The organism is Pseudomonas emilianonis (genome assembly GCF_023072625.1).
In the GTDB taxonomy this organism is placed as follows: domain Bacteria; phylum Pseudomonadota; class Gammaproteobacteria; order Pseudomonadales; family Pseudomonadaceae; genus Aquipseudomonas; species Aquipseudomonas paraveronii.
Genome location: NZ_JAKNRV010000179.1, coordinates 1 through 10,540, shown reverse-complemented (window position 1 = coordinate 10,540; position 10,540 = coordinate 1). Strand labels below are relative to the sequence as shown.

Annotated in this window: 11 protein-coding genes; 6 read left to right on the top strand and 5 right to left on the bottom strand. The window is 61.1% G+C overall.

The features are described 5' to 3' along the window. The 5 genes from L9Z73_RS17860 to aqpZ form a co-directional block, all read left to right on the top strand. Positions 1–283 (top strand): LysR substrate-binding domain-containing protein (locus L9Z73_RS17860; protein WP_247403528.1); only part of this gene is annotated, 283 nt, incomplete at its 5' end. Between the two features lie 14 nt (positions 284–297). Next, entirely contained in the window at positions 298–1,101 is an 804-nt protein-coding gene (locus L9Z73_RS17855) for an alpha/beta fold hydrolase (RefSeq protein WP_247403524.1), read from the top strand. A 3-nt stretch (positions 1,102–1,104) separates the two neighbouring features. After that, on the top strand, positions 1,105–1,668 hold the full coding sequence (locus tag L9Z73_RS17850; RefSeq protein WP_247403521.1) for a peptidylprolyl isomerase: 564 nt from the start codon (positions 1,105–1,107) through the stop codon (positions 1,666–1,668). A gap of 83 nt (positions 1,669–1,751) precedes the next feature. Then, positions 1,752–3,584, top strand: coding sequence for an ABC transporter ATP-binding protein (locus L9Z73_RS17845; protein ID WP_247403518.1), 1,833 nt, complete (start codon positions 1,752–1,754; stop codon positions 3,582–3,584). 184 nt (positions 3,585–3,768) lie between these two features. Next, positions 3,769–4,470, top strand: coding sequence for an aquaporin Z (aqpZ, locus tag L9Z73_RS17840; RefSeq protein WP_247403517.1), 702 nt, complete (start codon positions 3,769–3,771; stop codon positions 4,468–4,470). A gap of 12 nt (positions 4,471–4,482) precedes the next feature. On the opposite strand, the gene L9Z73_RS17835 is transcribed toward aqpZ, so the two are convergent. After that, complete coding sequence (locus L9Z73_RS17835; protein ID WP_247403514.1) at positions 4,483–5,607, bottom strand: GNAT family N-acetyltransferase; 1,125 nt, start codon at positions 5,605–5,607, stop codon at positions 4,483–4,485. A gap of 282 nt (positions 5,608–5,889) precedes the next feature. Between L9Z73_RS17835 and L9Z73_RS17830 the strand changes: the two genes are divergently transcribed. Beyond that, positions 5,890–7,212, top strand: a complete 1,323-nt coding sequence (locus L9Z73_RS17830; protein WP_247403511.1) for a putative porin — start codon at positions 5,890–5,892, stop codon at positions 7,210–7,212. A 120-nt stretch (positions 7,213–7,332) separates the two neighbouring features. Here L9Z73_RS17830 and L9Z73_RS17825 read toward each other — a convergent pair whose 3' ends face one another. From L9Z73_RS17825 to L9Z73_RS17810, 4 genes are all read right to left on the bottom strand, one after another. After that, positions 7,333–7,566, bottom strand: a complete 234-nt coding sequence (locus tag L9Z73_RS17825) for a zf-HC2 domain-containing protein (RefSeq protein WP_247403509.1) — start codon at positions 7,564–7,566, stop codon at positions 7,333–7,335. Continuing rightward, a complete protein-coding gene (locus L9Z73_RS17820) occupies positions 7,560–8,174 on the bottom strand; it encodes an RNA polymerase sigma factor (RefSeq protein ID WP_247403507.1) in 615 nt (204 codons plus the stop codon). The genes L9Z73_RS17825 and L9Z73_RS17820 overlap by 7 nt, the downstream gene beginning before the upstream one ends. Before the next feature lie 86 nt (positions 8,175–8,260). Then, positions 8,261–9,382, bottom strand: coding sequence for a beta-ketoacyl-ACP synthase III (locus L9Z73_RS17815; protein WP_247403506.1), 1,122 nt, complete (start codon positions 9,380–9,382; stop codon positions 8,261–8,263). A gap of 228 nt (positions 9,383–9,610) precedes the next feature. Beyond that, on the bottom strand, positions 9,611–10,540 hold a 930-nt coding region (locus L9Z73_RS17810), incomplete at its 5' end, for a DUF3418 domain-containing protein (protein ID WP_247403504.1).

Below are 10,540 nucleotides of genomic sequence, written 5' to 3'. Positions count from 1 at the left end.
CGAACAACGCTGGACCGTCGGCAGCCTCGCCACGGCGAGCAGTTTCGTCGGCAGCGGCCTGGGCTTTGCCTGGTTGCCCCGGCACATGATCGAGCGCGAACTCGCCGAAGGCGTGCTCAAGCAGCTACCCTTGGAACAGGGCGGCAGCCGCCACCCCACGTTCTACCTGTACTCGAACAAGGACAAACCCCTGGGGCCGGCGACGCAGATCCTCGTGGAACTGCTACGCACATTTGACACCGCGCCCCTGGATGCGCCTTTCGCCGCCCCGCAGCAAGCCTGAAACGGAGTTCATGCATGGCCTGGTTCGAACATGAAGGGTGCAGCCTGCATTACGAGGAATATGGCCACGGCGCCCCACTGATTTTGATCCACGGCCTGGGCTCCAGCAGCCAGGATTGGGAACTGCAGATTCCGGTGCTGGCCAGGCATTACCGCCTGATCGTGGTGGATGTGCGCGGCCACGGGCGCTCGGACAAACCCCGGGAGCGCTACACCATCAAAGGTTTCACCTTCGACCTGATCGCCCTGATCGAACACCTGGACCTGCCTCCCGCCCATGTGGTGGGCTTGTCCATGGGCGGCATGATCGCGTTTCAACTGGCGGTGGACGAACCGGCGCGGGTCAAGAGCCTGTGCATCGTCAACAGCGCGCCCGAGGTCAAGGTGCGCAGCGCCGACGATTACTGGCAGTGGGCCAAGCGCTGGACCCTGGCACGCGTCCTCAGCCTGGGCACCATCGGCAAGGCCCTGGGCGACCGGCTGTTTCCCAAACCGCAGCAAGCCGACCTGCGCCGCAAGATGGCCGAGCGCTGGGCAAAAAACGACAAACGTGCTTATCTCGCCAGCTTCGATGCGATTGTGGGCTGGGGCGTGCAGGAACAACTTTGCAGAATTACCTGTCCAACCCTGGTCATCAGCGCCGACCACGACTACACCCCTGTGGCACAGAAAGAAATCTATGTAAAACTGCTGCCCGATGCGCGGCTGGTGGTGATCGAAGATTCCCGCCATGCCACGCCCTTGGATCAACCCGAAGTCTTTAACGCTACCCTTCTCGATTTTCTAAAGACAGTCGAAATCACTACCCAGGATCACTGACCCATGCTGAAAAAAATCGCCTTCTTTGCCGGTTCCGTGCTGTTCGCTGCCAACCTGATGGCGGCCGAGCCTGCCAAGGCGCCCCACGTATTGATCTCCACCACCAACGGCGACATTGAAATCGAACTGGACCCGGTCAAGGCGCCGATCAGTACCAAGAACTTCCTGGCCTACGTCGACAAGGGTTTCTACACCAACACGATTTTCCACCGTGTGATCCCGGGCTTCATGGTCCAGGGCGGCGGGTTCACCACCCAGATGGCGCAAAAAGACACCAATCCACCGATCAAGAACGAAGCCAGCAACGGCCTGCATAACGTGCGTGGCACGCTGTCGATGGCCCGAACCTCGAACCCGGATTCGGCCACCAGCCAATTCTTCATCAACGTGGCGGACAACGCCTTCCTCGACCCAGGTCGCGATGCCGGTTATGCCGTATTCGCCAAAGTGGTCAAGGGCATGGACGTCGTCGGCATCATCGTCAACTCGCAGACCACCACCAAACAAGGCATGCAAAACGTGCCCATCGATCCTGTCCTGATCAAGTCGGCCAAGCGCATCGACTGAGGTCTGCAGGTAGTTCCGCGCGGCGCTCACAAGGCGCCGTGCGCATTTGAACAGGAGAGCCCGCCAGGCGGGCGTCAACCCTAATGCTCTATCGTCGTTTCGAACAACTGATCGATATTTTCCGCGACGCGCCCAGCGCCGCCCCTCCCGACAAAGTCCTGCCCTTCTACCTCTACTACCTGCGCCAGGTGTGGCCGTGTTTTGCCGCGCTGTTGGTGGTGGGCCTGATCGGCGCGCTGATCGAAGTTGCGCTGTTCAGCTACCTGAGCCGCATCATCGACCTGGCCCAGGGCACACCGCCGGCGAATTTCTTCCAGGTGCACAGCACCGAGCTGATCTGGATGGCCGTGGTCGCCCTGCTGCTGCGTCCGATCTTCGGCGCCCTGCATGACCTGCTGGTCCACCAGACCATCAGTCCCGGCATGACCAGCCTGATCCGTTGGCAGAACCACAGCTACGTGCTCAAGCAGAGCCTGAACTTCTTCCAGAACGACTTCGCCGGGCGTATCGCCCAGCGCATCATGCAAACCGGCAACTCCCTGCGCGACTCCGCCGTGGCGGCCGTGGATGCGATCTGGCACGTGGCGATCTACGCCATCAGTGCCCTGGTGCTGTTTGCCGAGGCCGACTGGCGCCTGATGATCCCGCTGGTGACCTGGATCGTCTGCTACAGCCTGGCATTGGGCTACTTCGTGCCACGGGTGAAAGAGCGTTCGGTGATTTCCTCCGAGGCGCGCTCCAAGTTGATGGGGCGCATCGTCGATGGCTACACCAACATCACCACCTTGAAGCTGTTCGCCCATACCCAGTCCGAGCAGGAATACGCCAAGGAAGCGATCATCGAGCAGACCGAAAAAACCCAGTTGGCCAGCCGCGTGGTGACCAGCATGGACGTGGTGATCACCACCATGAACGGCCTGCTGATCGTCACCACCACCGGCCTGGCCCTGTGGCTGTGGACCCACTCGCTGATTTCCGTGGGCGCGATTGCCCTGGCGACCGGCCTGGTGATTCGCATCGTCAACATGTCCGGTTGGATCATGTGGGTGGTCAATGGCATTTTCGAAAACATCGGCATGGTGCAGGACGGCCTGAAAACCATCGCCCAGCCGCTGGCCGTGGTCGACCGCGACAACGCTCCACGCCTGACCGTCCCCCATGGCGAAGTACGCTTCGAGCAGGTGGATTTCCACTACGGCAAGAAGAGCGGGATCATTGGCGGCCTGAACCTGAACATCAAGGCCGGTGAAAAAATCGGTCTGATCGGCCCCTCCGGGGCGGGCAAATCGACCCTGGTCAACCTGCTGCTGCGCCTGTATGACCTGCAAGGCGGGCGCGTCCTGATCGACGGCCAGAACATCGCCGAGGTCGCCCAGGAAACCCTGCGCGAACAGATCGGCATGATCACCCAGGACACCTCGCTGCTGCACCGCTCGATCCGCGAGAACCTGTTGTATGGCAAGCCGGACGCCAGCGACGAAGAACTCTGGGCCGCCATACACAAGGCGCGTGCCGATGAGTTCATCCCGCTGCTATCGGACGCCGAAGGCCGCACCGGGCTGGATGCCCATGTGGGCGAGCGCGGGGTCAAACTCTCCGGCGGGCAACGCCAGCGCATCGCCATCGCACGGGTGCTGCTCAAGGATGCGCCGATCCTGATCATGGACGAAGCCACCTCGGCGCTGGACTCGGAAGTGGAAGCGGCTATCCAGGAAAGCCTGGAAACCCTGATGCAAGGCAAGACGGTGATTGCGATTGCGCACCGGTTGTCGACCATTGCGCGGATGGACCGCCTGGTGGTGCTGGAGAAAGGCCAGATCGCCGAGACGGGCAGCCATGCCCAGTTGCTCGCCCACGGCGGGTTGTATGCGCGGCTGTGGCAGCACCAGACCGGAGGTTTTGTCGGCATCGACTGAAAACTGCCGGGCCTACGCCACTCAAAATGTGGGAGGGAGCAAGCCTCCTCCCACATGGGTGGCCTGGATTTGTGCCACAACCCTGCTGTAATCAGTGCAGTGCCCAGACGGGCGCTGAAGTAAATCTGCAGGGAGCATCACTGATTTACTGATTCGGTAGAGCGATCTATCAAGGACGTGTGGCATGTCTTTGTTCAAGCGTTCAGTCACAGAGGGTTTAGGTACGTTTTGGCTGGTGTTGGGCGGCTGCGGGAGTGCGGTGTTGGCCGCAGCGTTTCCCGCAGTCGGCATCGGGTTGTTGGGGGTGGCCCTGGCCTTCGGGCTCACGGTGCTGACCATGGCGGTCGCCATCGGGCACATCAGCGGTTGTCACCTCAACCCGGCGGTATCGGTGGGGCTGGTCGTGGGCGGCAGGTTTCCGGCCAGGGAGTTACCGGCGTACATCGTGGCCCAGGTCATTGGTGGCATTGTCGCGGCTGCGCTGCTGTATGTGATAGCCAGCGGCAAACCGGGGTTTGAACTGGCGTCAGGTCTGGCGTCCAACGGCTATGGCGAGCATTCGCCTGGCGGTTATTCATTGGCAGCGGGGTTCGTCTGTGAGCTGGTGATGACAGCGATGTTCGTGCTGATCATCCTCGGCGCCACCGACCACCGTGCCCCGAAGGGCCTCGCGCCCATCGCCATCGGCCTGGCCCTGACCTTGATCCACCTGATCTCGATTCCCGTGACCAACACCTCGGTCAACCCGGCCCGCAGTACGGGGCCGGCGCTGATCGTGGGCGGGTGGGCGATCCAGCAATTGTGGATGTTCTGGCTCGCGCCGATCCTTGGCGCGGTGATCGGCGGCGTGGTCTATCGATGGCTGGGCAAGGAGGAGCCGGCCTGAGGCAACACGGGGTCAGCCCTGCCGATACGGCAGGGCTGCCCTCGCCTCTTCGGCATACGCCAGAATCCCCACCCGCTCGCGCGCCAGGAAATCCTCAACCGCATTCTTCAACCCCGGGTGGCGCAGGTAGTGCCACGACCGGGTGATCACCGGTTCGAACCCGCGAATCAATTTATGCTCGCCCTGGGCGCCGGCATCGAAGCGTTGCAAGCCGTGGGCAATGGCGTAATCCATGCCTTGGTAGAAGCAGGTTTCGAAATGCAAGCGGTCGAATTCCGCCAGGCAGCCCCAGTAACGACCATAGAAGCTGTCGCCGCCGATCAGGCTGAACGCCATGGCCACCGGGCGTGTGCCTTGCTTAGCCAGCACCACCCGGATCGCTTCGGGCATGCGTTCGGCCAGCAGACTGAAAAACGCGCGGGTCAGGTATGGCGATTGGCGGCGCACCGCGTAAGTGTTGGCGTAGCAGGCGTAGACAAAATCCCACTGCGCCTCGCCGAGTTCATGGCCTTGCAACCATTCGAACTCGATGCCCTGCCCCGCCACCTGTTCGCGTTCCTTGCGCATCTGTTTGCGCTTGCGCGAACTCAAGGCGTCGAGGAAGTCCTGAAAGTCTCGGTAGCCACGGTTCTGCCAGTGAAACTGACAGCCCAGGCGCTGCAACCAGCCCGGCTGTTGGGCCAGGGCGTCATCCGCCAGCGGATCGGTGAAGTTGATGTGCGCGCTGGAGAGCCCTTCGATTTCCAGGTAACCCGGCAGGCTGTTGAGCAGCTCGAAACCGTCTTCAGCGCTGGCGGCCAGCAAGCGCGGGCCGCTGACTGGGCTGAACGGCACGGCGACCAACAGCTTGGGGTAGTAATCGATACCGGCCCGCTGGCAGGCATCCGCCCAACCGTGGTCGAAGACGTACTCGCCGGAGGAATGCCACTTGCGATAACCGGGCAAAGCCGCCACCAGCCGATCACCTTCCCAGTGCAGTAAATGCTCAGGCTGCCAGCCCGAATGCGGGCCCAGGCTGGCGCTGTCTTCCAGCGCGCTCAGGAACGCATGTCGCACAAAGGGCTGGGCCTGCGGCACCAGGGCGTCCCAGACCTGCGGGGCGATTTCGGACAGGCTGTCCAGGCGTTGCAGCGGCATCGGCATCCTCACTACTTCAGGGCGTGAAAGCCTCGCGAGTATCGCTTATCGCCGCCCCCGACACACCCTCGAATCGACGGACAAGGCTCTAAATCAATAGTTCCATTCTAAATAAATTGTCATCTACCTGACATCATTTCGCCACTGCGCAGTCATAAACGATCGCGATACTGACGCCTGTTTTTAGCGCGCCTGGTTCTACCCCGGCGGTTATTTTCCGTCCGTCATCGGTCGGTTGTGTCCTGGATGGTTTGCCATCCCTCCTCACTTTCGGAGATTGATATGCGTCTTGCTTCCACTAAAACTGCGGCGGCCCTCTGTGGCGGCTTGTTGCTGGCCCTGAGCGTTCCGGCCAGCGCTGCAGTCGACGCTAAATTGCTCGACATGCTCAAGGCCAACGGTCAGATCACCGGTTCGCAGTACACTGAACTGCAAGCTGAGCTGGCCAAGGATCAGAAAGAAAAGCAGATCGCACAGCAAGCTCAACAAGAGACCAACGAACAGATCGCGGCCACCGCGAAAAAAACCAACGACCTGAGCGTGTTCGACCAGAAACTCGCCTGGGCCGCCAAGACCCAGTTCAAGGGTGACGTACGCTTCCGTCAGGAAACCGTGAAGATCCAGGGCGAATCCAACAACGGTGGCCGTGACAAGGACCGTCAACGCATCCGTGCCCGGCTGGGTGCCTACACCGAGATCAACAACCAGGTCGACACCGGCATTCGTATCTCCACCGGCAGCAGCGACGACGCACGCTCCACCAACCAGGATCAGGACAACTACTTCGACAAGAAGTCGATCTGGCTGGACCTTGGCTACATCGACTACCACCCGGACCAGATCAAGAACCTGCACGTCATCGGCGGCAAGATGCTCCAGCCGTGGGTGAGCATGGGCGACATAATCTGGGATGGCGATATCAATCCGGAAGGTCTGGCTCTGACCTACAAATACCCGCTGGGTAGCAGCGCCGAGTTGTTCGGCAGCCTCGGTAACTACAACCTCAAGGACAACGTCGACGGCGACGGCGTGCAATTTCGCAACGACCTGCGCCTGACTTCCGGCCAGTTGGGTACACGTTTCTCGGTGACCGACAACCTGAAAATGACCCTGGGCGGCAGTATCTACGCCTACCAGAACGACCAGAGCAGCGCCTGTACGAGCAGCACCACGCCTTGCGCACTGGCAGTCAACGGCAACTCGGCGAACGAACAATTCCGTCTGTATGAAGGTTTTGCCCAGGCCGACATCGGTGGCCTGGCCGTGCCACTCGCGTTCTACGGCCAGTACGTGAAGAACAACGATGCGTCCAACGATCAGGACACCGCCTGGTTGCTGGGTGCCAAGTCCAAGGTGTTCGGGTTCAACCTGGACTACAACTACCGCGATACGCAACGTAACGCTGTAGTCGGCGCCTTCACCGATTCGGACTTCGCCAACGGCACCACCGGTTCGCGCGGCCATAAGATGAAGGTCAGCTACGACATCGATAAGAACTTCGCCGTCGGCGCCACGTACTACCTGACCAAGGCTGACTACGCCAGCCGCACGCAGCGTGATGCCAACACCAACACCCTGCAGTTGGATGCTGAAGCCAAGTTCTAAATGTAAGTGCGACACGCCTGGGGCCAGGATGGCCCTGGGTGGCTTTAACAGCCTGGCGTGGGTGAATCGGTCCCCATCATCCGTCCGATTCCCCCGCGCGAGTCTGCCTTTCCCCCGCCGTTACTGATCCTTGCGCCGCTCGGCGGCCAGCCGTTCAGCCAAGGCATCCACACCCTGTACCGGCGCCTGCGGCATGATCCGCAACGTGGCCTGCATCAGGCGCATCTGACGGATAAAGCGCCGGCAATTGGGGCAGAACATCAAGTGATGACGCATCAGCAGCCGCTCGCGAAAGGTCAACAGACCATCGAGAAAGTCACTGGAACGCGCCACTTGCTCTTTACACGTCAACATTCGCCGGTCTCCTCAAAATGCTCCACCGTGGCGAAGACTTTAAGCCGCGCACGATGCAACAGCACCCGTACATTGGAGAGCGAAAGCGTCAGAAGATTACAAATTTCCTCCAACTCCAGGCCCTGGCGTTCACGCAGCACCAGGACGCTGCTTTGCAATTCCGACAAATTCAGCAACGTATGCTCCAGGCATTTGCGCAGTTCATCCTCAGTGAGCAGGGCTTCCGGGGTGTCCTGATGCCAGGCAAAGGGGGCGACAGCCCAGTGGCCATCATCCGGCATGAAACGCTCATCCCCGATCGTACCGTGGGGCGAGGGCAAATCATCGAGCAATACTTCGCGACGATTCTGCTTGTAGCGGCCCTTGGCGGCATTGGCGGTGATGGTCAGCAGCCAGGTCTTGAGGCTGGAGCGCCCTTCGAACTTGGCCAGGTTGCGTACCACTGACAGCCAGGCGTCCTGCACCACTTCGTCGGCATGACGCTGGCCGACAATCGCATAGGCCACCGCGCGCATGGCGCTTTGGTATTGCGTGACCAATTCCTTGTAGGCTCGCTGCTCGCCCTTGAGCAAGCGTTCAAGCAGGTGCGCGTCGTCCGCTGCTGCCATTCGAGACCTCGGTTTCCAAGTGAGAACGCGATCTGTGTGGGGGCTGGCTTGCCAGCTCCCACATTTGACCGCGGCGAGCCGCAGAATCAGCGTTTGCGCAGGATCACGCTGCCGATCGAGTAGCCCGCGCCGAACGAGCTGAGTACCGCCACGGCGCCTTTGGGCAAGTCGTCCTGGTAAGTGTGGAACGCAATCACCGAACCCGCCGAGCTGGTGTTGGCGTAGGTGTCGAGAATTACCGGCGCTTCTTCCAGCGTGGCTTCACGCCCCAGCAGCTTCTTCACGATCAGGTGGTTCATGCTCAGGTTGGCCTGGTGCAGCCAGAAGCGCTTCACGTCGTTCACGTTCAACTGGTTTTGCGCCAGGTGCGCGCCGATCAACTCTGCGACCATCGGGCAGACGTCGCGGAAGACTTTGCGGCCTTCCTGCACGAACAGTTTGTCGGGCGCGCCGATGCCCTCTTCCGCCGCGCGGTTGAGGAAGCCGAAGTTGTTGCGGATGGTATTCGAGAACTTGGTCAGCAGCTTGGTGCTCACCACGTCGAACTGGTGCTCGGAGGTCGCCAGGTCAGCGCGTTCGAGGATCACCGCAGTGGCCGCGTCACCGAAAATGAAGTGGCTGTCGCGGTCGCGGAAGTTCAAGTGGCCAGTGCAGACCTCCGGGTTGACCATCAGGATCGCCCGCGCCTGGCCCAGCTTGATGCTGTTGGCGGCGTTCTGGATGCCGAAGGTTGCCGAGGAACACGCCACGTTCATGTCGAAACCGAAACCTGCGATGCCGAGGGCTTCCTGGACTTCGATGGCGATGGCCGGGTAGGCACGTTGCAGGTTGGAGCAGGCGACGATCACCCCGTCGATGTCGGCGGCGGTCTTGCCGGCGCGCTGCAGCGCCTGTTCGGCGGCGCCGACGGCCATCTGGCAAAGCACCGACCATTCGTCGTTGCTGCGCTCGGGCAGGCGCGGGGTCATGCGCTGCGGGTCAAGGATACCGTCCTTGTCCATCACAAATCGGCTCTTGATGCCCGACGCCTTCTCGATGAAGGCCGCGCTGGACTCGGTCAGCGCCTGCACGTCACCGCGTTCGATGGCAGCGGCGTTCTCGGTGTTGAACTGCTGCACGTAGGTATTGAAAGACTGCACCAGCTCTTCGTTGGAGATGCTGTTGGCCGGGGTGTACAGGCCAGTGCCGCTGATGACGACGTTATGCACGGTCGTTCCTCTAAATCTGTCAGGCAGAAGATATTGGTACCGTCGTACCAAACTGTAGGTCGTTTGATGCCATCCAGCGGGCATCAAACTGGCAACGCTTTATTCCATCGCGCCGCGGCTGCACATCAGCCCATCACGACGATCCCGGCATTTATAACCGCGAAGTTTGCCACAACCCTGGGGATTTGGCGCCATATCCCGGATAAGCACCATTGCCCATTAGTGTGATCAAGCCTCCACCAGGCTCCATTGCTTGCTCAGGCGCTTGTCCGAAATAGGTACCTTGGTGCCCAACTGCTGGGCAAACAACGACACCCGATATTCCTCCAACCACCAGCGGTAGAGCGTTAGCTGGGGGTCGCGCTTGCCTTCCTGGGCGTGCTTGTTCAAGCGGTTCTGGTACTGCGCCCACAGGCCGCCCAGCTCGCTGCTCCACACCCGGTCTTTTTGCACCTGGCTGGGCAGTTTTTCAAGGCGCAACTCGATGGCCTTGAGCAAACGCGGCAATTCTTTTAACCACTGCGCCGGGGTTTCCCGCACAAAACCGGGATAGACCAGATTGCTCAGTTGCTGCTTGATATCGTTCAAGGCCACCGCCTGGGCCAGGTCGATCTTGCCTTTGAAGCGCTTTTGCAGGCCGTGCCAGAGTTTCAGCACGTCCAGGGTCAAGCGCGCCAGGCGCTCGGCGTGTTCGGTCCAACTGCCACGCTTGCGCTCGGCCAACGCCGCCAACCCGGCACCGTCACGCGGCAGGTTGGCTTCGCCGTCCAACACGCAGGTGTCGAGGCTGGCCAGCAGAATATCTTCCACCAGCGCGTCGATGCGCCCCAACTCGCGGTACATCAGGCCCAGTTCGGTCAGGCCGGGCAATTTGCCACGCAGGAATTTTGCCGGCTCGGCCAATTGCTGCATCAGCAGACGCTGCAAGGCGCGCCGGTGCTGGAATTCGGCCTCGGCGGCGGTGGAGAATCGGCCTTCCTTGACCGTGCCGTTTTCTTCCACCAGCGCCGGATACACCGTCATCGACAACCCGGCGATCTTTTGCTGGGTCTTCTCGGCTACCGCCGCAAACCCCTTGGCCTCCACCGGCTGTTGGCTTTTCGCCGTTTGCGGCACGGCCAACGCGGCCTGGCTCGCCTCGGCAAAGCGCGCGGTCAG

Bases quoted from the DNA above. Each gene is read 5' to 3' on its own strand.
- L9Z73_RS17820 (WP_247403507.1), bottom strand. From the start codon at position 8,174: ATGGCAGCAGCGGACGACGCGCACCTGCTTGAACGCTTGCTCAAGGGC.
- L9Z73_RS17830 (WP_247403511.1), top strand. From the start codon at position 5,890: ATGCGTCTTGCTTCCACTAAAACTGCGGCGGCCCTCTGTGGCGGCTTG.
- L9Z73_RS17835 (WP_247403514.1), bottom strand. From the start codon at position 5,607: ATGCCGCTGCAACGCCTGGACAGCCTGTCCGAAATCGCCCCGCAGGTC.
- L9Z73_RS17825 (WP_247403509.1), bottom strand. From the start codon at position 7,566: ATGTTGACGTGTAAAGAGCAAGTGGCGCGTTCCAGTGACTTTCTCGAT.
- L9Z73_RS17855 (WP_247403524.1), top strand. From the start codon at position 298: ATGGCCTGGTTCGAACATGAAGGGTGCAGCCTGCATTACGAGGAATAT.
- L9Z73_RS17850 (WP_247403521.1), top strand. From the start codon at position 1,105: ATGCTGAAAAAAATCGCCTTCTTTGCCGGTTCCGTGCTGTTCGCTGCC.
- L9Z73_RS17845 (WP_247403518.1), top strand. From the start codon at position 1,752: ATGCTCTATCGTCGTTTCGAACAACTGATCGATATTTTCCGCGACGCG.
- aqpZ (WP_247403517.1), top strand. From the start codon at position 3,769: ATGTCTTTGTTCAAGCGTTCAGTCACAGAGGGTTTAGGTACGTTTTGG.